19 protein-coding genes are annotated in these 26,423 nt (G+C 65.8%); 9 read left to right on the top strand and 10 right to left on the bottom strand.

Features of this window, described 5'->3' with window-relative positions:
* The first annotated feature begins 41 nt into the window (after nucleotides 1-41).
* Nucleotides 42-1,160, top strand: a complete 1,119-nt coding sequence (locus B5D37_RS01685) for an HD domain-containing phosphohydrolase (RefSeq protein ID WP_425478023.1) — start codon at nucleotides 42-44, stop codon at nucleotides 1,158-1,160.
* Complete coding sequence (locus B5D37_RS01680) at nucleotides 1,153-3,327, top strand: ATP-binding response regulator (protein WP_159447321.1); 2,175 nt, start codon at nucleotides 1,153-1,155, stop codon at nucleotides 3,325-3,327. Before B5D37_RS01685 ends, B5D37_RS01680 begins: the two co-directional genes overlap by 8 nt.
* A 39-nt stretch (nucleotides 3,328-3,366) precedes the next feature.
* Here B5D37_RS01680 and B5D37_RS01675 read toward each other — a convergent pair whose 3' ends face one another.
* The gene (locus tag B5D37_RS01675; protein WP_078756959.1) at nucleotides 3,367-4,260 is read right to left on the bottom strand and encodes a crotonase/enoyl-CoA hydratase family protein; all 894 of its coding nucleotides are present in this window, start codon (nucleotides 4,258-4,260) and stop codon (nucleotides 3,367-3,369) included.
* A gap of 163 nt (nucleotides 4,261-4,423) precedes the next feature.
* Complete coding sequence (locus B5D37_RS01670) at nucleotides 4,424-6,097, bottom strand: long-chain fatty acid--CoA ligase (protein WP_078756958.1); 1,674 nt, start codon at nucleotides 6,095-6,097, stop codon at nucleotides 4,424-4,426.
* Between the two features lie 138 nt (nucleotides 6,098-6,235).
* Between B5D37_RS01670 and B5D37_RS01665 the strand changes: the two genes are divergently transcribed.
* Nucleotides 6,236-6,697 carry a nuclear transport factor 2 family protein gene (locus B5D37_RS01665; RefSeq protein WP_143814082.1) on the top strand — a complete coding sequence of 154 codons (462 nt, stop codon included), beginning with the start codon at nucleotides 6,236-6,238 and terminating at the stop codon, nucleotides 6,695-6,697.
* Between the two features lie 17 nt (nucleotides 6,698-6,714).
* Here B5D37_RS01665 and B5D37_RS01660 read toward each other — a convergent pair whose 3' ends face one another.
* The 4 genes from B5D37_RS01660 to B5D37_RS01645 are packed head-to-tail and all read right to left on the bottom strand — an operon-like array spanning nucleotide 6,715 to nucleotide 10,611.
* On the bottom strand, nucleotides 6,715-7,164 hold the full coding sequence (locus B5D37_RS01660; protein WP_078756956.1) for a DMT family transporter: 450 nt from the start codon (nucleotides 7,162-7,164) through the stop codon (nucleotides 6,715-6,717).
* Between the two features lie 18 nt (nucleotides 7,165-7,182).
* Nucleotides 7,183-8,034: a MurR/RpiR family transcriptional regulator gene (locus B5D37_RS01655; RefSeq protein ID WP_078756955.1), complete on the bottom strand. Its 852-nt coding sequence runs from the start codon at nucleotides 8,032-8,034 to the stop codon at nucleotides 7,183-7,185.
* Complete coding sequence (locus B5D37_RS01650; RefSeq protein ID WP_078756954.1) at nucleotides 8,034-9,146, bottom strand: dipeptide epimerase; 1,113 nt, start codon at nucleotides 9,144-9,146, stop codon at nucleotides 8,034-8,036. Before B5D37_RS01650 ends, B5D37_RS01655 begins: the two co-directional genes overlap by 1 nt.
* Before the next feature lie 37 nt (nucleotides 9,147-9,183).
* The gene (locus B5D37_RS01645) at nucleotides 9,184-10,611 is read right to left on the bottom strand and encodes a C40 family peptidase (protein ID WP_078756953.1); all 1,428 of its coding nucleotides are present in this window, start codon (nucleotides 10,609-10,611) and stop codon (nucleotides 9,184-9,186) included.
* A 312-nt stretch (nucleotides 10,612-10,923) separates the two neighbouring features.
* Here B5D37_RS01645 and B5D37_RS01640 point away from each other — a divergent pair, with 312 nt between their 5' ends.
* The 4 genes from B5D37_RS01640 (at nucleotide 10,924) to B5D37_RS01625 (ending at nucleotide 18,325) form a co-directional block, all read left to right on the top strand.
* Complete coding sequence (locus B5D37_RS01640; RefSeq protein ID WP_078756952.1) at nucleotides 10,924-12,378, top strand: transglutaminase-like domain-containing protein; 1,455 nt, start codon at nucleotides 10,924-10,926, stop codon at nucleotides 12,376-12,378.
* Between the two features lie 25 nt (nucleotides 12,379-12,403).
* Complete coding sequence (locus tag B5D37_RS01635; RefSeq protein ID WP_078756951.1) at nucleotides 12,404-15,445, top strand: TonB-dependent receptor; 3,042 nt, start codon at nucleotides 12,404-12,406, stop codon at nucleotides 15,443-15,445.
* Nucleotides 15,446-15,632: 187 nt separating this feature from the next.
* The gene (locus B5D37_RS01630; protein WP_327078544.1) at nucleotides 15,633-16,760 is read left to right on the top strand and encodes a dipeptidase; all 1,128 of its coding nucleotides are present in this window, start codon (nucleotides 15,633-15,635) and stop codon (nucleotides 16,758-16,760) included.
* Entirely contained in the window at nucleotides 16,757-18,325 is a 1,569-nt protein-coding gene (locus tag B5D37_RS01625; RefSeq protein ID WP_234987678.1) for a serine hydrolase domain-containing protein, read from the top strand. The genes B5D37_RS01630 and B5D37_RS01625 overlap by 4 nt, the downstream gene beginning before the upstream one ends.
* Nucleotides 18,326-18,411: 86 nt before the next feature.
* On the opposite strand, the gene acnA is transcribed toward B5D37_RS01625, so the two are convergent.
* The 4 genes from acnA to B5D37_RS15010 all read right to left on the bottom strand — a co-directional run bounded on the left by acnA (nucleotide 18,412) and on the right by B5D37_RS15010 (nucleotide 23,575).
* Nucleotides 18,412-21,162 carry an aconitate hydratase AcnA gene (gene acnA, locus B5D37_RS01620; RefSeq protein ID WP_078756948.1) on the bottom strand — a complete coding sequence of 917 codons (2,751 nt, stop codon included), beginning with the start codon at nucleotides 21,160-21,162 and terminating at the stop codon, nucleotides 18,412-18,414.
* Between the two features lie 183 nt (nucleotides 21,163-21,345).
* Nucleotides 21,346-21,969 (bottom strand): high frequency lysogenization protein HflD, encoded by a 624-nt coding sequence (gene hflD / locus B5D37_RS01615; RefSeq protein WP_078756947.1) that lies wholly within the window; start codon nucleotides 21,967-21,969, stop codon nucleotides 21,346-21,348.
* Complete coding sequence (gene mnmA / locus B5D37_RS01610) at nucleotides 21,966-23,099, bottom strand: tRNA 2-thiouridine(34) synthase MnmA (RefSeq protein WP_268776099.1); 1,134 nt, start codon at nucleotides 23,097-23,099, stop codon at nucleotides 21,966-21,968. The genes hflD and mnmA overlap by 4 nt, the downstream gene beginning before the upstream one ends.
* Nucleotides 23,096-23,575, bottom strand: coding sequence for an NUDIX hydrolase (locus B5D37_RS15010; protein ID WP_234987677.1), 480 nt, complete (start codon nucleotides 23,573-23,575; stop codon nucleotides 23,096-23,098). The genes mnmA and B5D37_RS15010 overlap by 4 nt, the downstream gene beginning before the upstream one ends.
* A 95-nt stretch (nucleotides 23,576-23,670) precedes the next feature.
* Here B5D37_RS15010 and clpS point away from each other — a divergent pair, with 95 nt between their 5' ends.
* Complete coding sequence (gene clpS / locus B5D37_RS01605) at nucleotides 23,671-24,003, top strand: ATP-dependent Clp protease adapter ClpS (protein ID WP_078756945.1); 333 nt, start codon at nucleotides 23,671-23,673, stop codon at nucleotides 24,001-24,003.
* A 134-nt stretch (nucleotides 24,004-24,137) separates the two neighbouring features.
* Nucleotides 24,138-26,411 (top strand): ATP-dependent Clp protease ATP-binding subunit ClpA, encoded by a 2,274-nt coding sequence (clpA, locus tag B5D37_RS01600; protein ID WP_078756944.1) that lies wholly within the window; start codon nucleotides 24,138-24,140, stop codon nucleotides 26,409-26,411.
* Nucleotides 26,412-26,423: the final 12 nt, after the last annotated feature.

Below are 26,423 nucleotides of genomic sequence, written 5' to 3'. Positions count from 1 at the left end.
ACCACCGCCCCCGGACGCGACAACGGTCACTTCCTGCTGCCCTGCAACCGTTATCCTCGGGACATGGCCATCCCGCGGAGGCAAGCACCCCAGGTGCAGGCATGAACGTAGTCATCATCGATGACCAGGCGTCGGCGCGTACGATGCTGCGCCACATCATCGAGGACATTGGTCCCGAGCTGGTGGTCCACGATTTCGGTGAGTCCGAGGCGGCGCTGACGTGGTGTGAGTCCCACCATCCGGACCTGTTGCTGCTGGATTACCGCATGCCGGGCATCGACGGGCTGGAATTCGCCCGGCGGTTCCGCCGGCAGCCATTGCATCGCGACATCCCGATCATCCTGGTGACGGTGGTCGGCGATGAGCCCGTGCGCCAGGCCGCGCTGGATGCCGGTGTCATCGACTTCCTGGTCAAGCCGGTCCGGCCGCGCGAGCTGCGCGCCCGCTGCCGCAACCTGCTGCAACTGCGCCAACAGTCGGAAACCGTCAAACAGCGTGCCCTTTCACTGGAACAGCGCCTGCTGTCGAGCATGCACGAGGTCGAGGAGCGCGAGCGCGAGACTCTGTCCCGCCTCGCTCGCGCCATCGAGTACCGCGACAGCGGTACCAGCGCGTATCTGGAACGCATGGCGCGGGTGGCGGCCCTCATCGCCGAGCGGCTCGGCCTGCCCGAGGACGAGGTCCGCCTGATCGAGATGGCGGCGCCCCTGCACGATATCGGGAAGATCGCCATCCCGGATTCGGTGCTGCTCAAGCCGGGCCCGCTGGATGCCGAAGAAGTGAAGGTCATGCAGCGCCATCCCGGGATCGGCCACGAGCTGCTGGTGGGCAGCCAGAACCGCTTCATTCAGGCAGGGGCGGTGATCGCCTTTCGCCACCACGAGCGCTACGACGGAAGCGGCTACCCGGACGGCCTGGTTGGCGAGGATATTCCACTGGAGGCACGCATCGTGGCCGTCGCGGACGTCTTCGATGCACTGGTGTCCCCGCGGCCGTACAAGCCGGCGTGGGAGATCGAGGCGGCGCTGTCCTACCTGCGCGACCAGCGTGGCCGCCTGTTCGATCCGCGTTGCGTAGACGCCCTGCTGCAGGGTCGGTCGCAACTCGAAGATATCTGCGCGCGCTTCTCGGTGCAGGCGCGGCGCCCCGGCTTTGCCTGAGACCATGGCCGCGATGCTCGCCACGCTGAAGCAGCGCTTTTCGAACCGCCCCGACAGCGAGCACGGCCAAGCGATGGTGCGGCTGGTCATCGCCTGCCTGATCGTCTCCTACCTGGCCGCATTGCGCTGGGCCGGCGCCGACACCCAGACCAACCTGACCATGCTGTTGGTGATGCTGGCCGAGGCAGTGGTGGGATTGGGATTGCTCGCGGCGATCGCCGCCTGGCCGGGGGTGTCCCACGTACGTCGGTGGATCGGCATGCTCGCCGACTTCAGCACCCTGTCCATCCTGATGTTGCTGGATGCGATGTCGCTGGCACCCCTCTACGTCATCATCCTGTGGGTGGCCATCGGCAACGGCCTCCGCTTCGGCACCACGTACCTGTACACGGCGGCGAGCCTGGGCTCGGCAGCCTTCCTGGCGGTGGTGCTGGGCAGCCCGTACTGGCTGGCGCAGCCTTATCTGGCGGGCGGATTGCTGATCGGGCTGTTCGCAATCCCGGCGTATCTGTCGTCGCTGCTGCACAGCCTGCAGGTCGCGACGCAGGAGGCCAAGCGCGCCAACGAGGCCAAGAGCCGCTTCCTGGCCAACATGAGCCATGAGCTGAGATCCCCGCTCAACGGCATCATCGGGATGGCCGAACTCATCCATGGGACCCGGTTGAATGCGGAGCAGCGCGAGTATGCGGAGGTGATCCATACCTCGGCGCAATCGCTGCTGCTGCTGGTCAATGACGTGCTGGACATCTCCGCGATCGAAGCGGGCAAGCTGCAGCGCAAGGATGCCGATTTCAACCTGCAGGACCTGTTGCAGCGCCTGCAGAAGATGCTGCAGCCGGTGGCGGCGGCGAAGGGACTGGCACTCAGGGTCGATTGCGACCCGGACGTGCCCGTCAGGTTGCACGGCGATGGTACCCACCTGACCCAGATCCTGTTGAACCTGACCCACAACGCGGTGAAGTTCACCGAGCAGGGGAGGGTGGAGCTGACCGTCGCCAAGGTCGGGGCGCTGGACGAGGGCGGGGTGCGGCTGCGGTTCTCGGTTCGCGATACCGGCATCGGGGTCCCGCAGGAGGACGCCGAACGCATCTTCCTTGCTTTCGAGCAGGCGGACTCCGGCCCGACGCGGCGCTTTGGTGGCACCGGCCTGGGCACGACCATCGCCAAGACGCTGAGCCACCTGCTCGATGGCGATATCGGGTTGGAGGCCAATCCCGGTGGTGGCAGCCACTTCTGGGTCGAGCTCCCGCTGCGGGTGCAACAGGCTGCCGCCGGGCCGGTGGAGGTGGATGAGGAAGAGGGCGACAAGGTCATTTCCTTCGACGATCCGTTCATCCGCCATCGCGCGCGCATGCGCAGCCTGCGGATCCTCATCGCCGACGACCAGTCGGCCAACCGCATCGTGCTGACCCGAATCCTCGAGCGGGCGGGCCACAAGGTGAAGGCCGCCAACGACGGCGAGCAGGCGCTGGACCTACTGGCGGAGGAGCACTTCGACCTGGCGGTGCTCGACATGCACATGCCCGGGCTGACCGGGCTCGACGTGATCCGGCAGTTGCGTTTCATGCAGGTGGGTGACGGCAAGCGCACGGCCGCGATCATCCTGAGTGCCGACGCGACGGTGCAGGCGTCCGAGGCTTCCGCCGAAGCCGGTGCCGAAGCGTTCCTGACAAAGCCGATCGTCAACAGCCGCCTGCTCGAGACGATCGCGGACGTGCTCGATTCCCAGAAACTTCCCGCAGCTGGGGTGATCAGCGACGTCGCGCATCCTGTCGCCCCGGCGGCGGTGCTGGAGGAGTTGGCCGAGATGGGGCTGGGAGATGTCTTCCTGCGTGACTTCGTTGCCCAGTGCATGAAAGACGCGTCGAACTGCCAGGCTGGACTGGCGCGCGCGGCATCGGACCGCGACTGGAGCGAAGTACGCGAGATTGCGCATGCCATGAAGGGTGTCGCGGAGAACCTGGGGGCGAGGGCGATGTCCGAGCGATGCGCCCAGCTGATGCGCGCAAGCGACGAGGCGCTGACAAATGAGCAGCCGCGCTTCGTGGGCGATCTTGCGGTGATGCTTGCAGAGGCAGCCGATACCGCACGCCGGGAGGTCGAGCGGCTTTCCAACAAGCGCGAGCCCGAGGCCAGCAGGGAGCGCGGTGCCCCGGACGCCTCCTGAGGACGCGGTGTGCGTGTCCTCAGGAGGTACCTTCGCCTATCAGGCCGAGGCCGAGGAAAGCACCCGCGGCGCTGATTCCGCCCGGCGCTGCTGGGCCCGGATCAAGCGCTCCATCGTCCGCAGGCCGCGGTCGTTCAGGCGCATCGCCGCGTCGACCCACTCGGTGGTCACCGCGAGCAGCTCGTCGAGGCTTACCGGCTTGCAGGCATGGCGGACGGTGTTCATGGCACGCATGGCATTGCCCATGCGCTGGTGGCGCTTGACCAGGTCCCGCGCGGCCTGCAGTCCCTCGCCCTTGGGTACCACCATGTCGACCACCCCCATGGCGAGCAGCTCTTCCACCGGGTAGACCCGGGCATCGAGCATCATCCGTTCCGCCTGTACCGGCGTCACGCGGCGGGTCAGGAAGGTGTAGGCGCCCATTCCCGGGAACAGGTCGAACAGCACCTCCGGGAAGCCCATTCCGCTACCTTCCTCGGCGATGATGGTGTGGCAGCACAAGGCGGCCTCGAACCCGCCGCCCAGGGCCTCGCCCTGGATCACGGCGATGCTGTGGACGCGATCTTCGTACAGGCGGTACAGGTTGTAAGCCACCTCGATGCAGAGCTTGGCGTAGTCGAGCAGGCGACCGCGATCGCCATTGCGGATGAGTTGTGCGAACAGCGTGAGGTCTCCCCCCAGGTTGAATACGTCCGCGTCGGAGGCAAGTACGAGGTGGTGGATGCCCGCCTGCGGATTGGTGTCGGCCGCGAGGGAGCGGCGGATGCCTTCCTGGGTCCGCTTCATTTCGTGCAACAGCCGCTCCGAGAAGCAGGGGTGGTAGACGGCCGAGGGATTGGCGTGCATGAAGCACCAGTCGGCGGTGCCCGAAGCGTCGGTGACGTGGCGGACAAGGGCGGGATTGGCATTGGGAACGAGAGCGAGATTGGACATGGCGGTTTCCAAGGAAGTGGCCGGAAAGCAGGCTTGATGCCTGGCTCAAGTGATGCTACACCCGCCGTGAAACCGCCATGAGAAGCATCAGTCCCGGTGCCATCCGGGCAAGAAAAAGCCCCTCCGGGGAGGGGCTTGGTCGGTGCGGAAACAGGCTCCGGTATCAGGTCCTAGCGTCGTCCCGGAGCTCCCGCCTCAGGATCTTGCCGACGTTGGTCTTGGGCAGCTCCTTGCGGAATTCGATCACCTTGGGCTGCTTGTAACCGGTCAGGTTTTCGCGGGTATGGGCCTTGATCTGCTCCGCGGTAAGCGACGGGTCCTTCTTGACCACGACCAGCTTGACCACCTCGCCGGACTGCTCGTCCGGGATGCCCACCGCCGCCACTTCCAGGACGCCCGGGAGCATGGCCACCACGTCCTCGATCTCGTTCGGATAGACGTTGAAGCCCGACACCAGGATCATGTCCTTCTTGCGGTCGACGATGTAGAAGAACCCCTTCTCGTCCATGCGCGCCATGTCGCCGGTGTGCAGCCAGCCGTCCCCGTCGATGGCTTCGGTCGTCTCCTGCGGCCGCTGCCAGTAGCCCTTCATGACCTGCGGCCCCTTGATGCAGAGCTCGCCGATGTCGCCCATCGGCAGGGTCCTGCCGTCTTCGTCCTTGATGCATGCATCGGTGGAGGGGATGGGCAGGCCGATGGCGCCGCTGTACTCCGCCAGGTCCATGGGATTGATGCAGGCGGCCGGGGACGTTTCGGTCAGTCCATAGGCCTCGATCAAGGTACTGCCCGTGGTCTTTTTCCAGCGTTCGGCGACTGCGCGCTGGACCGCCATGCCGCCACCCAGGGTCAGGTGCAGTTTGGAGAAGTCCACTTCATCGAAACCGGGGGTATTCAACAGGCCATTGAAGAGGGTATTGACCCCGGTGATGGCGGTGAAGCGGACCTTCTTGAGCTCCTTCACGAACCCCGGCATGTCGCGCGGATTGGTGATCATGTGGTTCAGCCCGCCGAACTTCATGAAGACCAGGCCGTTCGCCGTCAACGCGAAGATGTGGTACAGCGGCAGGGCGGTGATGATCACCTCGTGGCCCGGATTGACGTTGGCCCCGACCCACGCGGCGGCCTGCTGCATGTTCGCGACCAGGTTGCGGTGGGTCAGCATCGCACCCTTGGCCAGTCCGGTGGTGCCGCCGGTGTATTGCAGGAAGGCGATGTCGTCGGGCTGCGATTCGATCTTCGGCAGCGGGTGGGCCGCGCCGCGCTCCAGCGCCGACCGGAACCGGACGGCGCCACGGATGTCGAAATCCGGCACCATCTTCTTGATGTACTTGAGCACGAAATTCATCAACGAACCCTTCAGCCCGAGCATGTCGCCCAGGCCCGTGGTGATGACCTGCTTCACCTGGGTATCGGCCAGCACCTGCTCGACGGTGTGGGCGAAGTTGTCCAGCACCAGCACCACCGTCGCACCGGAGTCGACCAGCTGGTGCCTGAGCTCCCTCGGTGTGTACATCGGGTTGGTGTTGACCACCGTCAGGCCCGCACGCAGTACACCGAACGTGGCGATGGGGTACTGCAGGCAGTTCGGCATCATGATGGCGACGCGGTCGCCCTTCTTCAGGCCGAGCTCGCCCAGCAGGTAACCGGCGAAGCGGGCGCTGAGGGTGTCGATCTCCGCGTAGGTCAGCGTCTTGCCGAAGTTGGCGAACGCCGGCCGGTCGCGATAGTTCTGGATCGCGTTTTCCAGCACCGCCACCACGGAGGGGAACTCGTCGACGTCGATCTGTTCCGGGACTCCGGCCGGGTACTGGTCAAGCCACGGACGTTCAACACTCATCGTCTGATCCCCTCTTCTCTGATGCGCAACCGTACGGTGCTCCACCGGATTGGAGCATAGGCCCCCCGGACTGGCAAGGCGCACCCGTGCCATCTGCGAAGCATGTCAGGATGCGGGGAAAACGGGCCGGAGCAGGCAATGGCGAAGTCGGGGTATCCATGCATGGAAGTCGCGGGAAACCGCTGGCGTCCGGTTTTCCTGATGCTCCTGATGGTGGTCGCCTGCGGCCGTCCGCCGCCCGAGCAGCAACTGCGGGAGGCGATCGGCGGGATCGAAGCCGCCATCGAGGAGCGGGACGTATCGGGCATACGGTCGAAACTCGCCGACGACTTCATCGGGCCGGACGGGATGGACAGGGAGGCGGCGGGGCGCCTGGCCCGCGTGATGTTCATGCGTCACCGGGATGTCGGCGCGACAGTGGCCATCCGCGAAGTGGACATCTCCGAGGACCATGCGACCGTCCGGCTGGAAGCGGTGCTGACGGGTGGTGCGGGCCGTGCACTGCCGGATGCGGCGAGGGTCTACACGGTGCGCACCGGGTGGAGGTATGAATCGGGTGAGTGGCGCATGACCAGCGCCGAGTGGTCGCCGCGCTTGTAGCCGGGAGAAAAGCCGCCTCAGTTCTTCCAGGGCTGCACGATCATCAGGGCGCCGACCAGGATCAGCACGGCGCCGGCGATTCTCACGGGCGTCGCCGCCTGGGGCGCATGAAGCACTCCGAAATGGTCCAGCACCAGGGCGCCGGCCAGTTGGCCCAGCACCGTCAGCGCAATCAGCGCCGATGCTCCAAGGCGCGGCACCGTGATCGTCGCGATGGCCACGTAGGCGGCCCCGATGACGCCGCCCAGCCATATCCAAGGCGGCAACCGCCCCAACTGGTCGGCGCCGGGCAGCGGAGGGCGCATCAACACCAGCAGCAGTGCCAGCGAAGCCGTTCCGACCAAAAAGGACACGGCGGCGGCGAACATTGCCCCGGACGTGGCCTGGCCGAGCCTGGCGTTGATGAGCGCCTGCAGAGGCAGCACCGCGCCAATGCCCGCGACAACCAGCATCAGCAGGTACTTCATGTTGCCTCCAGTCGGTGGTCAGTGCTCCAGCATCGGCTGGATACGTTCGAGGTTGGCTTGCAACTGTGCCTCGCGTCCTCCCTCGCACAGCAGGACGAAGATGCGGTCCAGCAGGTGCTGCAGTGCGGAGTGGTAGAGCAGCGCCTCGATGGACGGACGATCATCGTGCGCCGAGACCAGGAGGGCAAGGTGGGCGTATGCCCGCAGGGGATTGGAGGTGTGGCGGGTGATGGAGATCACCTTGCCGCCGCACTCGCGGAACTGGTGGCCGATCTGGCACAGCGACGGCTGCTTGCCCTGTTCGGAGAAGACCAGCAGTACGTCATGCCGGCCGGCAGCGGACACGCTGGCGGTCATGTGCGCCGTATCGAAGTTGTGTACCGTCAGGATGCCCAGCAGCGAGAGCTTCAGGGCAAAGGAGCGGGCGTGGATGTCGTCCTCGCCCAGGCCGATGATGAAGACCTTCCCGGATTCGGCGGCGCCGGCGATCGCCTGGGCCACGGCTTCGATGGCGCGTGGCGGGTTGATCGAGCGCGTTTCCTCCTCGGCCTGCGATTTCCGCCGCCACAGGTCTCCGGCCAGTCCGCCATCGGCGCTCGCCTCGCTGCCCGCTTCGACGTCGGCATCATCTCCGTTGCCGGCGCGGGCCATGGCCTCGCCAACGGCGTACTTAAGGTCCGGATAGCCCTTGAATCCCAGCTTCTGGCAGAACTTCACCACGCTCGACTGGCTGATCCCCAGCGCGTTGGCCAGCTGCTGGGACGAGTAGTCGCGCAGCAACTGCGCGTTGTCGAGGATGAAGTCGGCGATGCGCCGCTCGATGGCGGACATCTGGTCCCGCCCTGCGCGGATCCTGAGCAGGGCGGACATCAGGCGGCGGCGCTGCCGGCGGAGATGGGTTCGAGGCCGCGGATGCTGCGGATGCCGAGCCCGGGGGCATCGGTGATGGTGATCTCCGACTCGTTGAAGATGACGCCACCATCGACCGGGTTCTCCCGGCAAAGCGAGGGGCCGTCGAGGTCGACCTTGGTGATGACGTCGGCCTTGGCCACGGCCACGTGCACGGCGGCGGCGACGCTGATGCTGGATTCGAGCATGCACCCGATCATGCACTCGACCTGGTGGAGGGCGGCGATGTCCGCGATGCGGATGGCATTGGAGATGCCGCCGGTCTTCATGAGCTTGATGTTGATGATGTCGGCCGCACGCATGTTGATCAATTCGATGACCTCCATCGGCCCGAACACGCTCTCGTCGGCCATGATCGGGGTGTGCACGCGCTCGGTGACGTAGCGCATGCCCTCAAGGTCGTTGGCCTTCACCGGTTGCTCGACCAGCTCCAGGCGGACGCCCGCATCCTCGAGGGTGCGGATCGCGTAGACGGCCTGCTTCGCGGTCCAGCCCTGGTTGGCGTCCAGCCGAAGCAGCGCACGGTTTTCGACCGCCGCATAGATGGCCCGGATCCGCTCGATGTCGACGCCGATGTCCTTGCCGACCTTGATCTTGAGCGAGTCGAAGCCACGCTCCACCGCGCTGATGGAGTCCGACACCATCTTGTCGATGGTATCGACGCTGATGGTGATGTCGGTGGTGATGACCGGGTCGCCACCGCCCAGCATCTTGTAGAGCGGCGCGTCATACAGCTGCCCGAACAGGTCGTACACCGCGATCTCCACCGCGGCCTTGGCGCTGGAGTTCTTCTCCATCGACGACTGCACCAGCCGGGTGATCCGGTTGAGGTTGGCGATGTCCTCTCCGATCAGGCGCGGGGAGATGTAGTGCTGGATCGCATCGACGATGGAGCCGTGGGTATCGCCGGTGATGACCGCGGTGGCCGGTGCCTCGCCGTACCCGACGTGGCCGGTGTCGGTATGCACCATCACCACGATGTCCTCGACCCTCTCCACGGTGCGCAGGGCGGTCTTGAACGGCGTCTTGAGCGGCACCCGGAGCATGCCGAACTGGATGTCTGTGATCTTCATGGCTCGGTCGTCTTTGTTGGCCGGTGGTGGTCCGGGATCAATGAAGGGTGGCCCTGGGGCGGTGCGGGCGGACGATGCTGGTCATGCGGTCCACGTAGCTCTCGCGCTCGTTGAACATCATCGGCAGCAGGGGCGTTACGGAGACGCCATTGAGCGCCATCGACTGCAGGGTCCCGTCCGGACCCAGGTAGCGCCCACCGTTGGTGTCATGGATGACATACGGCGCGCCATCGACGTGCCCGATCACCATCATCACGTGGCCGGGAATGTAGACCAGGTCGCCCACCTGCAATCCTGCGACCGCCGCATCCCGTACGTCCCGTCCGTCGCCCTCGTCGAACAGTTGATGGTCGAACGCGGGGCTGACCGCCTGCGCGCTGGTGTTGCGCGGGAGCTGCACCCCCATGCTCCGGTAGATTTCGGACACGAAGCCGCTGCAGTCACGTGCGTCGTACGCGTGCCCCCAGCCGTAGCGCTCGCCCAGGAACTTGAAGCCCTGGCGAACCAGGTTGGCCTGCGTCAGCGGCAGGTAGTCCGCGGCGCTGCCGGCACGGCGGGGCAGCAGCGCCGGTGCGAATGCGAGTGCGCCATCTTCTTCGCGAACCGGCAACCGCAGGATGTGGGCGGTGTAAGGGTGTTGGCCGTTCACCGGTTCGTCCGGTGCGGCATCTGCCAGGGGCAGGCGGATGCCCATGTCCAGTTGCAGCGCGGACACCCGGGGCTCTTCCCGCGTGAAAACGGTGCGTTCGGTGCCGCCTGTGACCACCCGGTACGGCGCGTCGTCGACGTAGCCGAAGACATCCCCGGCCCCACCCTCGGCGACCTGGCGTCGCTCGATCCAGGCCGCGTATCTCGGACTGACCACGAACAGCCAGTCGCCGTCGCGGCTCTCGTGCGCGATCACCACTGGCGTGCCGGGGAACAGCGCACTCTCCTGGAGCCTGTCGATATCGGTTTCGCCACGGCGGCTGAACATGCGTTGCCCGGTGGGGAAGGTGCGCAGCGCCGCGCGTTGGACAACCAGCCCGTAGCGGGTGTCCTGCACGGCGGGCACCGCATCCAGCGCGAGGTTTTCCATCATCGCCGCGATCACACCGGCCGGGACGAGGTTGCCATCCACGTCCCACCGCTCAGTGTCGGGTCTGTTCGACAGGTCCTGGATCCATCCACGCACCATCCCGGCCGGCAGTGTCGTCGGCAGTGCGCGCAGGTCATGCATTGAATCGTCGAGCTGCAGCAGGGCGGTGTTCTGCTTCCGGATCGACGCCTTGTCCATCAACACCCGGTCCGGGGTGCGCAGGCGCGCCAGCCAGTAGTCCGGCTCGAGATGATCCTCCTGCACCCCCACCACGCCGTGTGCGGGATTGGCGCCCGGCTGGACCGGCTCCCGTGCCGCCACCGGACCGAGCGCAATGCCGGCCGCAAGCACGGGAATGGTGAGCAGGACGGAGAGGGTGGATCGCATGGCTGCACCTTCGAATCGGCAATAGCGGGGGTGGTGGTGATCAGGATACGGGTGGCATCGGCTACGGGTATCGCTTGGCTATCGCGGTGTTCAGGTGGTGTCCGTACGGCTCGCCTGACGTCCCCGATTGCTGCGCTGCGGAATAGTCATTCTTATAACACAGTGCCGAAGAATAAATTATTGACCGCCATTCCACGCCGTGCTACACAGCTGACCCAAGGGGATATCGGGAGGGTGGCTCCGGTGCGAGCGGGCAGCAACGGCAGCGCGGGACAGAGACGCAACCAGGCGCTGCGCTTCGTGACGCTTGGGATGCTTGCCGTCGGCCTGGTTGCGCCGGTGGCGGCATCGAATCCGTTGCAACGGGCTCCGGCAGATGCTGCGGTAACAGTGGACACGGTGATTGCTGACGTCGACGCCGGCCGTTTCGCAGAGGCCAGCTTGAAGATCGAGCGCGCCCTGGTCGGACAGATCACCGCGCCGGAACACGAGGCACTGGAGTTCGAGCGCGAGCGCATGCGCCGCATCCTGCTGGACTTCAGCCACGATGAAGAAGAGATGCTCGCGCGACTCCGCCGGTACGTTCCCGACGTTCGCCCCGAAGAGGTCGAACGCTGGAAACGGCAGGGCGTCCTCGAGCATCGGGTGATCGATGGGCGGGTGCTGTACTTCAACCGCGCCGTGCCCAACCTGTTCCGCCTCAGCGAAGAAGCCGCAGCCCGGCGCAACGATCCCAAGCCCTTCAGCCAGGGCCCCATGGAGTCGCTGGATCCGCACCACGCGGCCGTGCGCGCCGCGGCCGTCGAGAGCGGCAGCACGAGTGTTCTTCCCCGCAGGGTCCGGGTGAAACAGACGATCAGCGTCGCGGCGGATGCCGTCCCGGCGGGAGAGCCTGTCCGCGCATGGATTCCGTATCCGCGCGAAATCGAAGGGCAGCAGGAAGACATCCAGTTGCTGGCGAGCGAGCCGAAGGATATCCAGGTGGCGGACCCATCGACGATGCAACGCACCGTGCACTTCGAGAAAGTGGCGAGAGCAGGGCAGCCGGTGGAGTTCTCAGTGGAATACGAGCTCACCCTGTACGCGCGCTACCACGACATCGACCCGAACAAGGTCCAGCCCGCCCCGGCGACCGCGGAACTGGCCGAGCACCTGGGCGAGCGCCCGCCGCACATCGTCTTCACCCCGGCGATCCGCGAATTCTCGGCGCGGATCGTGGGCGACGAGAAGAACCCTTACCGGATCGCGAGGAAGCTGTTCGCGGCCGTGGATCAGATCCCGTGGGCGGGTGCGCGCGAGTATTCGACCATCTCCAACATCAGCGAGCACGCGCTGCAGACCGGCCATGCCGATTGTGGTCAGCAGACCCTGCTTTTGATGACGCTGCTCAGGCTAAACGGCATACCGGCTCGCTGGCAGTCCGGGATGGTCTATTCCGATGGCGACTACTGGAACCTGCACGATTGGGGCTGGCTGTATCTAGCCCCCTACGGCTGGGTGCCGATGGACGTCACCACCGGGCGCTTCGCGGATGCCGTCGATGCCGGGGACGAGGACCTGGAGTGGTTCTACCTGGGCGGGCTGGATGCCTATCGGATCGCCTTCAACGACGACTACGGCACCCCGCTGCAGCCATCCAAGCAGCATTTCCGTTCCGAGACCGTCGACTCCCAGCGGGGCGAAGTCGAATGGAGCGGCGGCAACCTGTATTTCGACCAGTGGGACTATGGCTTCCGGGCCGAGCTAGTACCACCAGACCACCCATAAGATCACCTTACCGGGGAGAGTAGCAATGAAAGCCAGTCACACCACGCTCCGTCGTGCCGCACTCTGGATCGCCCTCGGTGCAAGCCTCTCTACGATGGCGCCGACGGCAATAGCCCAAAGCTCGACCGGGTCGGTTGCCGGTCGTGCTACGGGCGGCGACCAGGTGACCGTAACCCGCGCCAGTACCGGCCTGACGCGTACCGTGACGGTGGATAGTGATGGCAGCTACCGGCTAGGGCAACTGCCCGTTGGCGACTACACACTCCGGGCCACGCGTAACGGGCAACCCGTCGGGGAGCCCATCGCAGTAAGTGTCGGCCTTGGTGGTACCACCACCGTCAACCTTGGCAGCGAGGGCGGGATCGCCAATCTTGGTGCCGTGACCGTCGTGGGCCAGCGGGTGGTCAACCGCGTCGATGTCTATTCCACCGAATCGGCCACCAATATCACCCGGGAGGACTGGGCGCGGCTTCCTGTGGAGCAGAGCCTTAGTTCGGTTGCGTTGCTGGCGCCGGGCGTGGTGGGTGGCAACTCCTCCTTCGGCGGCATCTCCTTCGGTGGCTCGTCCGTCGCCGAGAACTCGGTGTTCATCAACGGCCTGAACGTCACCGACTTCTACCGTCGGCAGAGTTTCTCCGCGGCACCGTTTGCGTTCTTTCGCGAGTATCAGGTCAAGACAGGCGGATACTCGGTGGAGTTCGGGCGCGCCACGGGTGGAGTCATCAATGCGGTCAGTCGCTCCGGTGGCAACGAATTCGAGAGTGGTATCGAATTCACGTTCGAACCCGCGGCCTGGAAGGCCAGTGCTGACGACCACTATTACGACGCCGTCAACTCCGATGGCGAGGCCGTGTCTTCCGTATACCGTGCCAGCCGCGACCGTCGCAGCTTCGCCAAGGCCAACGTCTGGGGCTCGGGACCGATCATCAAGGACCGTCTGTTCCTTTTCGCCATGTACGAGCAGCGCGACAGCAACGCAAAGTACAGCAGTACGGGCGGGAGTGGCTGGTTCCGGGACGATTCGGGTGATGGGTTCTGGGGCGCCAAGATGGACTGGCGGATTACCGACGACCACCTGCTGGAACTGTTGGCGTTCTCCGATGAAACGGACGTCGACACGTCAAGCTATGGCTACGATTGGGACTCTGGTGAGATAGGCGAAGCCATCGGCACCAGCACGACGACCAGCGGTGGCGAGAGCGGCTCTCTGACGTATACCGGGTACTTTGGCCAGAACTTCATTGCCAAGGCGATGTACGGCATCAACCAGAGCCAGTCGTTCACTCGGTCACCTGCCGATGCGGCCTGTGAACAGATCTTCTTCGCCGACAGCTACCAGGACATTTACGAGTCGATGGGTTCGCCGACGCTGGGATGCCATCCAACGTCTGGAACGATCGTGGCGCACGAAGACGAGCGTGAAGTCGGGCGACTGGATTTCGAGTGGTCGGTGGGTGACCACCAGTTCCGCTTCGGCATTGACCACGAGCTCATGACGACTGATCGCACCAGCTTCTATCCCGGCGAGAGTGGCATGCGTTATACGGCCTATTCGATGGCGCCCGGGACAGTGCTCGACAACGGAACTCCGGTCCCGGCTGGGGTCGACGAGGTCCTGATGGCGCGTCGCCGGGTGGATGGCGGCGTGTTCGAGACCGAAGCCAGCGCCTACTACATCGAGGACAACTGGAGCGTCACGCCCAACCTCCTGCTGAACCTGGGTGTCCGTGTGGACGGCTTTGACAACAAGACGGCCGCCGGCGGCAGCTTCATCAAGATGGATGACCTTGTCTCGCCGCGTCTCGGATTCTCCTGGAACGTCAGAGGTGATGGCACGAGCAAGGTGTTTGGCAGCCTGGGGCGGTACTACCTCCCGGTCACCAACAACATCAACTACACGTTTGCCGGTGGCCTTACCGACGAGCGAACTTTTTACGCACTTGACGGATGGCGTGAGGCGACCAACCCCGTCACTGGTGCCTCCTACATGGAGCCGATCATCGGTGAACAGATCGGACCGGTAGACACGAGCTACAACGTGGCGGTCGGCGACCTGCGCCAAAGTGTGGACCGGGACCTTGATGCTGTGTACCAGGATGAGCTGATCCTCGGTTACCAGGCGATGCTAAGCCCCGCATGGTCGTGGGGTGTCAATGCGACCTACCGTCGCATGAAGAATGCGCTCGACGACGTCCGAATCAACCACACCCCGTGTGGTCCCGTCGGCTTCAACCTCTGGCCGATCGCCAACCCGGGAAAGCCACTGACCATCTGGGGAGATTCCAGCATCGGGTGCGACACCGAAGGCTGGATCACGATCGATACCTCCACGGACGGCTACGTCAAGCGCGGCAGCGGCGAAGTCGTCGGCTACTTCGAGCCCAAGCGGACCTATCAGTCGGTGGAGTTCCAGATCGACCGGGCTTGGGATGACAAGTGGGCGTTTAATGCCTCCTACATCTGGTCAAAGCTGGATGGCAACCATGAGGGCCCGGTTAATTCCGATACCAACTATGGCGACACCGGCATGGTCCAGCATTGGGATCACCCGGCCAACAACCAGGATTACGGTCCCCTGTTCAACGATCGCCGCCACCAGGTGAAGTTGCGCGGGAGCTATGCGCTCAATGACCAGTGGATGTTCGGCGGCATGCTTACGGCGATGTCCGGGGCTCCGATCAACGAATTCGGTGTCACGTGGCCGGGTGACACCCTCGGCGGCGCCAGCTTTGTCACCGAAGGATCGGGCGGGGGCACCTTCTGGCACTGCGTGCAGAATTGTTCCGGGGACGTCGAAGACCGTGTCTACGAGTACGCTGGCCGTGGCTCGGGTGGGCGGATGCCTTGGACCTACAACGTTGGTGCCAGCGTGACCTGGACCCTGCCCGTTGAGGGAGTCGACCTGAAGGCGCGACTGGCGGTCTACAACTTGCTCAACGAGCAGGAAGTCGTGAACGTGCGGCAGCGTTACGAGGCCAACCCGGGGGTGGTGCGAGGACTGCATGGCACCGGTACCCGCTGGCAGTCGCCGCGTTACGCCCAACTGGTGGTGACCTGGAACTTCTGACCCCTCCGACCCGGATACTGCAGGCGCGCCCCTCGATGTCGGGCGCGAAGGCTTCAGCTCGAGTATCGCTACATCCCCGGGTGACGCGAACCAATCGGGAAAGTGAATGGCTACAACGTTGATGCGGTTGTGTGCGGCGGCCATCATGGCCGTCGCCTCCGGCTTTTCCCCAGCAAAAGAATGGCCGTTGACCATCGACACCCATGTCGACATCCCGCAGGCCTACATGCAGAAGGCCCGCTTCGATGCCGGCGCCGACTCGGTGCTCAAGGTGGACTTGGCCAAGATGGAACGCGGCGGCCTGGATGCGGCGTTCTTTGTGGTCTATGTCGAGCAGGGGCCGCTGACCGCCGAAGGCTACGGGCGGGCGATGCGCCTCGCGGATGAGAAGTACGACGCCATAGAAGCACTCGTCCAGCAGAACCCGGGCCGGATCCGGTTGGCGACCGGCCCGCAGCAGGTTCGCCAGAACCACCAGGATGGGGTGCTGTCGGCGATGATCGGCATCGAGAACGGCTACTCGCTTGGCCGTAGGCTCGACCGGCTCGACGCCGCCCACGCGCGTGGTGCGCGCTACCTTGGCCTGACCCACACCGGACATAACGCCATCTGCACCAGTTCGGGCGAGCGGCCGGAGTTCGGGGACGTGCCGGCCGGGGGCAAGGGGCTGAGCGGGTTCGGCCGCTCGGTGGTCCTGCGTGCCAACCGGCTGGGCATGATGATCGACGTGTCCCATGCCTCCGATGCATGCGTGCGGGAGGTGCTGCAGGCTTCCGCCGCCCCGGTGATCGCCTCGCATTCGGCCGCCCACGCGCTGGTTCCGCATCCGCGGAACATCAATGACGGACTGTTGCGCGGCATCGCCGATTCCGGGGGTGTCGTCCAAGTGGTGGCCTACACCTACTTCCTCAAGCCCGACCCGGCACGTGAAGCGGCGGAGCAGGCACTGCAGGGCGAGGTTGCGAAGCTCGCCGGGGCAGGGGAGTTCGACAGCGATCTGCACGACGGCCACCCGGCCTACGTGGTAGGCATGGCCCGGATCGATGCCGAATTCCCGATCGCCACCCTCGATGACTACATGGACCATGTCGACCACGTGGTGTCCGTGGCGGGTATCGACCACGTTGGCCTGGCATCCGACTTCGACGGCGGCGGTGGCATTACCGGATGGATGGATGCCTCCGAGACCGCCAATGTCACCCGGGCGTTGCGAGAGCGGGGCTACGGGGATGAGGAGATCGAAAAGCTCTGGGGCGGCAACCTGCTGCGGGTATGGGCCGAGGTCGAACGCATCGCCGCAGGGGCGGGTGCGTGAGCACGCGACTCATCCGTGGCGTCCAAGTGGTGCTCGCGCTGGCAGCTGCGCTCGGAGGTGGCAACGTCTTCGCCACCACCCCGGTAGAGCTCGACCGGGAGGTCGATGCCCTGGTGGAGCGTTACCACCTCCCGGGGCTCGCCGTGGGGGTGATCGAGGATGGCGAGATCGTCTACACCCGTACCGTGGGGGAGACGGTGGAAGGCACCGGCGACCCGATTGCTCCGGCCACGCTGTTCAAGATCGCATCCAATACCAAGGCGATGACGGCGAGTGTGCTGGCACGGCTCGTCGATGCCGGTGAACTGCAGTGGGAGGATCCGGTCGTCAAGCACCTGCCCGGGTTCCGGATGCATGACCCGTGGGTCACCCGGGAGATGCAGGTGCGTGACCTGCTGATCCACAACAGCGGGCTGCGCGAAGGTGCCGGCGACCTGATGCTGTGGCCGGAGCCGAACGACTACGATCGTGGCGACATCATCGCCGGGCTCGCGCACCTCAAGCCGCAGCGGAGCTTCCGTTCCGGCTACGCCTACGACAACCTGCTTTACGTGGTCGCCGGCGAAGTGGCCGCGGCCGCTGGTGGGGCTTCGTACGAAGCGCTGGTGCGTCGGGAAGTGTTCGAGCCGCTGGGGCTGACCGGCTGCCGGGTTGGGGCGTTCGATCTCGAGTCCGCCGGTAGCGTGGCCCAGCCGCACAGCCATCGCGATGGCGCCAACGTTGTGGTCAACCGCGACGACAGCCGGGTACCGGCGATCACCTCCGCCGCGGCCGGAGGCATCCGCTGTGGACTGGCCGACATGCTGAAGTGGGCACAAACGTGGCTGGCGCCGGATCCATCGCAAAAGGCCTGGCTGTCCGACACACAGCGCGCCGCACTGTGGGCATCGCACACGCCGCTCCCGATTTCGCAGCGTGACCGCGACTGGAACGGCACCCGTTTCCGGGCCTATGGGTATGGCTGGCGCCTGGCCGACATCGACGGCGAGTGGAGTGTCTCCCACACCGGCACGTTGTCGGGCATGTACTCGGTGCTGCACCTGCTGCCGGACCGAAGGAGCGGATTCGTGGTGCTGATCAACGGCAGCGGGGACCGGGCCAGGACGGTGATCAACCAGGTGCTGGTGAAGCACTTCACCCGTCCGGACGAGTCGCACACGGTGGAGCGCTACGCGAACCTGTTGGAACGGCAACCGGTCCAGGACGGCACAAACGTGTCAAAGCCGGATGTATCGGTACGCCGGCCTGCAACGGGCGAAGAGCTGCGGCACTGGCTCGGGACATGGCGCGATCCCTGGTTTGGCGAGATCCGCCTGTGCAGCGAGGGCGACACCGTCCGTTTCGCCGCAGCAAAGTCGCCGATGCTGGCGGGCGTGGTGATGGAGTCGGCGGGACGCTACCTGGTCGACTGGGATCGCGACAGCGTCGACGCAGAGGCGTGGCTGTTCCCGCGTGGGGACGGGGAGCAGGGACGCCGGCTGGAGATGGCCAAGGTCGACCCGGAAGCGGACTTCAGCTACGACTACGAGGACCTCTCTTTCGTCCCTGCTGGTGGATGCGACTGAGAGAAGGTTCCCGGTGGGGGATGCGGGCCATAAAAAGGAAAAGCGGCCGAAGCCGCTTTCCCTGTTACCGCATGTGCTGCCAGTGATCAGGCAGCACGCTTGGCGAGGTCCCGCAACACGTAGTGCAGGATGCCGCCGTGGCGGAAGTACTCGACTTCCTTCGGCGTCAGCAGCAGCACGTGGACGTCGAACCGCACTTCGGAACCGTCGGCCTTGCGGGCCACGACCGTCGCGGTCTTGGACTTGCCGTCCTGCAGCCCGGTCACGCTGATGACTTCCGAACCATCCAGGCCGTGCGACTTTGCGCTTTCGCCGTCCTTGAACTGCAGCGGAAGCACGCCCATGCCGACCAGGTTGGAGCGATGGATGCGCTCGAAGCTCTCGGCCACGACCGCTTTCACCCCGAGCAGGTTGGTGCCCTTGGCCGCCCAGTCGCGCGATGAGCCGGTGCCGTACTCCTTGCCCGCGAAGACCACCAGCGGGGTGCCGTCGGCCTTGTACTTCATTGCCGCGTCGTAGATCGACATCTGCTCGTCGGCGCCGCCGCCGAAGTAGCGGGTGTAGCCGCCCTCGACGCCATCGAGCATCAGGTTCTTGATGCGGATGTTGGCGAAGGTGCCGCGCACCATGACGTCATCGTTGCCGCGGCGGCTGCCGTAGCTGTTGAAGTCCGCCGGCTGTACGCCGCGCTCCTGCAGGAACCGGCCGGCCGGGGAGTCCTTCTTGATCGCGCCGGCCGGGGAGATGTGGTCGGTCGTGATCGAATCGCCGAACAGCCCCATCACGCGCGCCTCGTGGATGTCCGAGATCGCGCCGACGTCCATGGTCATGCCGTCGAAATAGGGCGGGTTCTTGATGTAGGTCGAAGCTTCGTCCCAGGCGAAGGATTCGCTGTCGGGCGAGGCAATCTCGTTCCAGCGGCTGTCGCCCTTGAAGACGTCAGCGTAGTTCTGTGCGAACAGCTCCGGGCCCACGGTCGCGGCGATGGTGTCGCCGATCTCCTTGTTGCTCGGCCAGATGTCACGCAGGTAGACGTCGTTGCCGTCCGCGTCCTGGCCAAGCGGATCGTTGGTCAGGTCGATATCGACCGTGCCGGCGATCGCATAGGCCACCACCAGCGGCGGCGAGGCCAGGTAGTTCATCTTGACCTCGGCGTGGATGCGGCCCTCGAAGTTGCGGTTGCCCGACAGGACCGAGGCGACGGCGAGGTCGTTCTCGGCGATGCCCTTGGACACTTCCTCCGGCAGCGGACCGGAGTTGCCGATGCAGGTGGTGCAGCCGTAGCCGACCACGAAGAAGCCCAGCTTCTCCAGGTCGTCCAGCACGCCGGCTTTCTGCAGATAGTCGGTGACCACGCGCGAACCCGGCCCGAGCGAGGTCTTGACCCACGGCGCGGCCTTCAGTCCCTTGGCCGCGGCATTGCGCGCCAGCAGGCCCGCACCCAGCATCACGGCCGGATTGGAAGTGTTGGTGCAGGAGGTGATCGCGGCGATGACCACCGAGCCGTCGGTCAGCTCCACGTCGCGGTCCTGCATGCGGATGCGCGACACCGGCTTGGCAGCCAGCGTTTCGGCCTGCTGCTGTGCGCCGCCTTCCTGGTCGAACCGGACCTCTTGGCGCACGGGCTTGCGGTTGGCCACAAGGCTCTGCACGTTGGCCTGGAAATTGGCCTGCATGTCGGTGAGCAGTACGCGGTCCTGGGGACGCTTCGGGCCGGCGAGGGACGGCTTGACGTCACCCATGTCCAGCTCGAGCACGGAGGAGTACTGGGCCGGGGCCTGGCCGGCCTCGTGCCACATTCCCTGGGCCTTGGCGTATGCCTCCACCAGCGCGATCTGCTGTTCGCTGCGGCCCGACAGGCGCAGGTAGCGCAGTGCCTCGGCATCCACCGGGAAGATGCCGCAGGTCGCGCCGTACTCGGGGGCCATGTTGCCGATGGTCGCGCGGTCGGCCAGCGGCAGGTGCTGCAGGCCGTCGCCGAAGAACTCGACGAACTTGCCGACCACCCCGTGCTTGCGCAGCATCTGGGTGACGGTGAGCACCAGGTCGGTCGCGGTCGCGCCTTCCGGCAGCTTGCCGTTCAACTTGAACCCGACGACCTGCGGGATGAGCATGGAAGACGGCTGGCCCAGCATCGCGGCCTCCGCCTCGATGCCGCCCACGCCCCAGCCGAGCACGCCGATGCCGTTGATCATGGTGGTGTGGCTGTCGGTACCGAACACGGTGTCGGGGAAGGCTAGCAGCTCACCGTCGACCTCGCGCTCCATCACCACCCGGGCCAGGTTCTCCAGGTTCACCTGGTGCACGATGCCGGTATTGGGCGGCACCACCTTGAAATTCTCCAGCGCCTTCTGGCCCCAGTGCAGGAAGCTGTAGCGCTCCTTGTTGCGCTCGAATTCGATCCTGCCGTTGAGGTCCAGCGCATCGGCGCGGCCGAAGACGTCGACCTGCACGGAGTGGTCGATCACCAGCTCGGAGGGGATCTGCGGATTGATCTGGCCGGCGGTGCCACCCAGGCGGGACACGGCATCGCGCATCGCAGCGAGGTCGACCACGCATGGCACCCCGGTGAAGTCCTGCAACACCACGCGCGCCGGCATGAAGGCGATCTCGGTGGAGGCCTCGGCCGCGGGGTCCCAGCTTGCAACGGCCTCGATGTGGTCCTTGCCGACCGTCATCCCGCCATCCTCGTGGCGGAGCAGGTTCTCCAGCAGGATCTTCATCGAGTAGGGCAGCTTGCCCAGGTCGAAGCGCTCGCCCAGCTTGGGCAGGCTGAAGTAGGTATAGGACTTGCCGTTGACGTCAAGTTGCGAGCGGGTGGCGAAGGAGTCTGCCATTGGGGGCTCCGTGGCTGCAGCAGGGAAGGGCGGGACGCCCCCGAGCGGGGTATGTCGCCGCATATTTAGCTGGTCAATTATGCCGGAAACGGGCCCATCCTGCGTCGGCGCCTTGTGCACGCGGCGGGGATGGTGCCGGTTCGCGCGGCCGTCGCACGCCCTCCGTGGCGCGCTGCAGGGGGCTCAACGGAGCAGTTCGTCCACGGTGGCCGCCATCGCCCGGCGCCGTAGCAGGAAGTCCCACATGCTGCCGCCCATCTGGCGCCAGAGGACCGCCGAACGGACCGCTGCGAGCAGGACTGCACGCACCTCGGCCACTACCCCGGCCTGGCCCAGGTAGTGCGGGTTTCCCTGCACCAGCACCCGCGGCCGCAGGTTGCTCAGGGTGTCTGCATACAGGCTCCCCATCGCCGCGATCACGTCGGGGTGGGTGCATCCCAGCTCGCGAGCCGGCCCTGACTGCGCGCGGATCCCGGCCTGCACCTTGTCGGCCATGGCGGCGTCGCCAACGAACCTGCGCTCGAGCTGCATGACCGACAGGGCGAGCCGGGGGAGTTGCTCGTCCTTGGGCTTGCTGCCGAAGTACTCGCGGAGCAGCATCAGCCCCGGCCGGACCTGTTCGCGGCCGCCATATACGCCCTCGGGAGAGTCGGCTTCGATCCGGAACACCGATCCGAGCGAGGTCTCCAGCACGCTGGCGTTCGCCTGCCCGGTGTCGGCGATCCGACGCACCTGCGCCAGGGCCTGGACCAGTCCTGCCAGGGCCAGTACGCGTGCGGAAAGCGGGTTGTCACTGGTATCACTCATTCAGCGGTAGTCCTCATGCGGAGTTCGAGTGGCGCATTGGTGGTGGCGATGACCGCCCCGCCCAGGCAGGCGTCGCCGTCGTAGAGCACGACCGACTGGCCGGGCGTGACCGCACGTTGGGGGCGCTGGAACCGCACCTCCAGCGTGGCGTCCTCCCGCACGATGACGTCGCATGGCTCCTCCGCCTGCCGGTACCGGGTCTGGGCGGTGCAACTGAAGCGCGCAGCGGGCGGAGCACCGGCGATCCAGTGCATGGTTTCGGACTGCAGCGTCGTGGAGTGGAGCCATGGCGAATCACTGCCCTGGGCAACGTACAGTACGTTCTGCCGTACGTCCTTGCCGACCACGTACCACGGGGCGGGTTCGAAACCGCGGACACCGCCGATGTTCAGGCCCTCGCGCTGGCCCAGGGTGAAGTAGAAGACCCCGGGGTGCCTGCCGACCACGTGGCCTTCCGGGGTCCGCATCTCGCCCTCCCTGGCGGGCAGGTAGCGGCCGAGGAACTCGCGGAAGTCGCGTTCGCCGATGAAGCAGATGCCGGTGGAGTCCTTCTTTGCGGCGGTCGGGAGGCCTGCGCTGCGTGCAAGCTCCCGGACCTGGTCCTTGGGCAGCTCGCCGAGCGGGAACCGCGTGGCCGCCAGCTGTTCCTGCCCCAGTTGGTGCAGGAAGTAGCTCTGGTCCTTGTTGCGGTCCCGTCCACGCAGCAACCGGAAGCGCCCGCCATCCCCTGCAACCCGTGCGTAGTGCCCGGTGGCGATGTGGCTGGCCCCGAGTTCCCGGGCGGCATCCAGGAAGTACCGGAACTTGATCTCGCGGTTGCAGAGCACGTCCGGATTCGGCGTGCGGCCGGCAGCGTATTCGGCGAGGAAGTGCTCGAAGACACCGCTCCAGTATTCGCCGGAGAAGTCGCGGAAGTGGATGGGGATGCCGAGCCGCCCGCACACCGCGACCGCATCACGCCGATCGTCCTCGGCCCGGCAGTCACCACTGCCGTCGTCGGCCCAGTTCTGCATGAACAATCCGGCAATCGGCTCGCCCGCCTGCTGCAGCAGCAGTGCGGCGACGGAGGAGTCGACCCCGCCGGACATCCCCACGATGGTCCGGGCAGGCGTGGAGCCGGCAGCGTTCACGACAGCTGGCGGGCGAGGTCGAGCGGGTGCCGCCGACCCGCGAGGAAGTCGTCCACCGCCTGCCAGACCAGGGGGCTGCGGTGTTCGGCCGAACGAGCCTGCAGTTCCGCCGGGGTCAGCCACAAGGCCCGCACGATACCCGTATCGAGCGTTCGGGCCGGGTCGTGCGAGACCGGTTCCGCGGCGAAGGCGAATCGCAGGTAGTGGCGCCCACCGCTCCCGTCGGGCAGCACCGGGGCCTTCCACTGGTAGGCGCCGAGGAAGCAGGTGGGCTTCACCTCCCATGCTGACTCTTCGCGCGTCTCCCGCACCGCCGCATCCACCAGGCTTTCGTCCGGTTCGAGGTGGCCCGCCGGCTGGTTCAGGACCCGCTGCCCCCCGACGACCTCCTCGACCATCAACAGCTTTCCGTCGCGAACCACCACCGTGGCCACGGTCACGTCCGGTTGCCAAAAGCGGCCTTCGCGATAGCTCAAGGAGACGATCCGGTGGTGGGGACAATGCGCCATTCTGACCGTGGCGCCGGCGGTGGTCCATCGCCGCGCGGGCCGGCGGGATTTATAATCGCGCCATGCCCAAGCACTCCGACCGAGAACACGAGCACGACCACGGCCATGGCGCCATGGTCGAAGCCAGCCGACCCGAAGTCGCCAAGCCGCCGCTGTATTCGGTGTTGTTGCTCAACGACGACTACACCCCGATGGACTTCGTGGTGGAGGTGCTGATGCGCTTCTTCCCCATGACCGCCGAGAAGGCGACCCAGATCATGCTCCACGTGCACACGCGTGGCCGGGGCGTATGCGGGGTTTTCACGCGCGAAGTGGCCGAATCCAAGGTAGCCCAGGTGAACGAGTTCTCGCGGCTCAACCAGCATCCTCTGCTGTGCACCATGGAGCGGGCCTGACCGCCAGGCAGTATCTTCTGAACGAAGGGGGAACCTGCCAGAGCGTTCGGGGTCCAAAGAGGCCGGGGGCGCATGGAAAAGCCCGCGTACATCCCCATCTAGGATCGCAGTAGCTTTTCGGAGGCGTCCGCCCCATGTTCAGCAAGGATCTCGAGTACAGCATCGGCCAGTGCTACAAGCGCGCCCGTGAGGCGCGCCATGAGTACATGACGGTCGAGCACCTCCTGTTGGCCCTGACCGAAAACCCGTCGGCCGAAACCGTGATGAAGGCCTGCGGGATCGATTTCGAGCGGCTCCGGGGCGATCTGGAGCAGGCCATCACCACCTCCGTCTCCGTGCTTCCCGATGAGATCGACCGGGATACCCAGCCCACGCTGGGGTTCCAGCGCGTGCTGCAGCGGGCGGTCTACCACGTGCAGTCTTCCGGCAAGAAGGAGGTCACCGGCGCCAATGTGCTGGTAGCGATCTTCGGCGAGAAGGACTCCCACGCCGTGTACTACCTCAACCAGCAGGACGTCGCGCGCCTGGACGTGGTGAACTTCCTCTCGCACGGCATCGCTCGCCACGGCGACGCGGGCGACAGCGAGCCGGTCGAGGGAGAAGCGCAGCCGGTCGAGGGCGGCGAGGGCAAGGCCGATCCCCTGACCGAGTTCGCCGTGGACCTGAACCAGCTGGCGCGGGACGGGAAGATCGACCCGCTGGTGGGGCGTTCCGAGGAGGTCGAGCGCACCATCCAGGTGCTGTGCCGCCGTCGCAAGAACAATCCGCTCTACGTCGGCGAGGCCGGCGTGGGCAAGACCGCGATCGCCGAGGGCCTGGCCAAGCGCATCGTCGACGGCGACGTGCCCGAGGTGCTGGCCGACGCGACGATCTATTCCCTGGACCTCGGCGCGCTCGTGGCCGGGACCAAGTACCGCGGCGACTTCGAGAAGCGCCTGAAGGCGGTGCTCGCGCAGATGAAGAAGATCGAGGGTGCGGTGCTCTTCATCGACGAGATCCACACCATCATCGGTGCCGGCTCGGCGTCGGGCGGCACCATGGACGCGAGCAACCTGATCAAGCCGGCGCTGTCGTCGGGCGAGTTGCGTTGCATCGGCTCGACCACGTTCCAGGAATACCGCGGGATCTTCGAGAAGGATCGGGCGCTGGCCCGCCGCTTCCAGAAGATCGATATCGTCGAGCCGACCGTTGGCGAGGCCTTCGAGATCCTGCAGGGCCTCAAGCCGCGCTACGAGGCCCACCACGGGGTCACCTACGAGGACGATGCGTTGCAGGCCGCGGTGGACCTTTCGGTCAAGCACATCGGCGATCGGTTGCTGCCCGACAAGGCCATCGATGTCATCGACGAGGCCGGTGCCCGCCAGCGACTGCTGCCCGAGGGTGAGCGCAAGTCGCTGATCGACGTCGAGGAAATCGAGACGATCGTGGCGAAGATGGCCCGTATTCCCGCCAAGCAGGTCTCGGCGACCGACAAGGACGTGCTGCGCAATCTCGAGCGTAACCTGAAGATGGTGATCTTCGGGCAGGACCCGGCGATCGAGTCGCTGACTGCCGCCATCAAGCTCGCACGTTCCGGCCTGGGCAACCCCGACAAGCCCATCGGCAACTTCCTGTTCGCGGGTCCGACCGGCGTCGGCAAGACCGAGGTGACCAAGCAGCTCGCGCTGCAGCTGGGCATCGAGCTGGTGCGTTTCGACATGTCCGAGTACATGGAGCCGCATTCGGTGTCGCGCCTGATCGGTGCGCCTCCCGGCTACGTCGGCTTCGATCAGGGCGGCCTGCTGACCGAGAAGATCGTCAAGACGCCGCACTGCGTGCTGCTGCTGGACGAGGTGGAGAAGGCCCATCCGGACATCTTCAACATCCTGCTGCAGGTCATGGACCGTGGCGTGCTGACCGACACCAACGGGCGCGAGGCGAATTTCCGCAACGTGATCCTGGTGATGACCACCAACGCCGGCGCGGCGCAGGCCGCCCGTCGCTCGATCGGCTTCACCAAGCAGGACCACAGTACCGATGCCATGGAAGTGATCCGCAAGGGCTTCACCCCCGAGTTCCGCAATCGGCTGGACGCGGTGGTGCAGTTCCAGGCACTGGGGCTGGACCACATCCTGCGGGTAGTGGACAAGTTCCTGATCGAGCTGGAGTCCCAGTTGCACGAGAAGGGTGTCACCCTGAGCGCGACCCCGGAAGCGAGGGAGTGGCTCGCCCAGCACGGGTTCGACCCGCTGATGGGTGCGCGCCCGATGGCACGCGTGATCCAGGACAAGATCAGGCGTCCGCTGGCAGACGAGTTGCTGTTCGGCAAGCTGGTAGGCGGTGGCCGGGTCACCGTCGAGGTGAGGGACAACGAGCTGGTGATCGATGCACACGCCGAGCCCGAGCGGCTATTGCCAGCGACGGTATGAGACAGGTGGAAA

The sequence above is a fragment of the Lysobacter spongiicola DSM 21749 genome, from assembly GCF_900167055.1.
GTDB classification, from domain to species: domain Bacteria; phylum Pseudomonadota; class Gammaproteobacteria; order Xanthomonadales; family Xanthomonadaceae; genus Novilysobacter; species Novilysobacter spongiicola.
Note: the sequence above shows the minus strand (reverse complement) of the source record. Positions and strands in the feature narration are given on the sequence as shown.

What these genes read in the sequence shown, in the direction of transcription:
- clpS (WP_078756945.1), top strand. Translation starts at nt 23,671, where the DNA reads ATGCCCAAGCACTCCGACCGAGAACACGAGCACGACCACGGCCATGGC.
- B5D37_RS01660 (WP_078756956.1), bottom strand. Translation starts at nt 7,164, where the DNA reads ATGAAGTACCTGCTGATGCTGGTTGTCGCGGGCATTGGCGCGGTGCTG.
- hflD (WP_078756947.1), bottom strand. Translation starts at nt 21,969, where the DNA reads ATGAGTGATACCAGTGACAACCCGCTTTCCGCACGCGTACTGGCCCTG.
- B5D37_RS01670 (WP_078756958.1), bottom strand. Translation starts at nt 6,097, where the DNA reads ATGAGTGTTGAACGTCCGTGGCTTGACCAGTACCCGGCCGGAGTCCCG.
- B5D37_RS01650 (WP_078756954.1), bottom strand. Translation starts at nt 9,146, where the DNA reads ATGAAGATCACAGACATCCAGTTCGGCATGCTCCGGGTGCCGCTCAAG.
- B5D37_RS01645 (WP_078756953.1), bottom strand. Translation starts at nt 10,611, where the DNA reads ATGCGATCCACCCTCTCCGTCCTGCTCACCATTCCCGTGCTTGCGGCC.
- B5D37_RS01640 (WP_078756952.1), top strand. Translation starts at nt 10,924, where the DNA reads ATGCTTGCCGTCGGCCTGGTTGCGCCGGTGGCGGCATCGAATCCGTTG.
- clpA (WP_078756944.1), top strand. Translation starts at nt 24,138, where the DNA reads ATGTTCAGCAAGGATCTCGAGTACAGCATCGGCCAGTGCTACAAGCGC.
- acnA (WP_078756948.1), bottom strand. Translation starts at nt 21,162, where the DNA reads ATGGCAGACTCCTTCGCCACCCGCTCGCAACTTGACGTCAACGGCAAG.
- B5D37_RS01655 (WP_078756955.1), bottom strand. Translation starts at nt 8,034, where the DNA reads ATGTCCGCCCTGCTCAGGATCCGCGCAGGGCGGGACCAGATGTCCGCC.
- B5D37_RS01675 (WP_078756959.1), bottom strand. Translation starts at nt 4,260, where the DNA reads ATGTCCAATCTCGCTCTCGTTCCCAATGCCAATCCCGCCCTTGTCCGC.
- B5D37_RS01635 (WP_078756951.1), top strand. Translation starts at nt 12,404, where the DNA reads ATGAAAGCCAGTCACACCACGCTCCGTCGTGCCGCACTCTGGATCGCC.
- B5D37_RS01665 (WP_143814082.1), top strand. Translation starts at nt 6,236, where the DNA reads ATGGCGAAGTCGGGGTATCCATGCATGGAAGTCGCGGGAAACCGCTGG.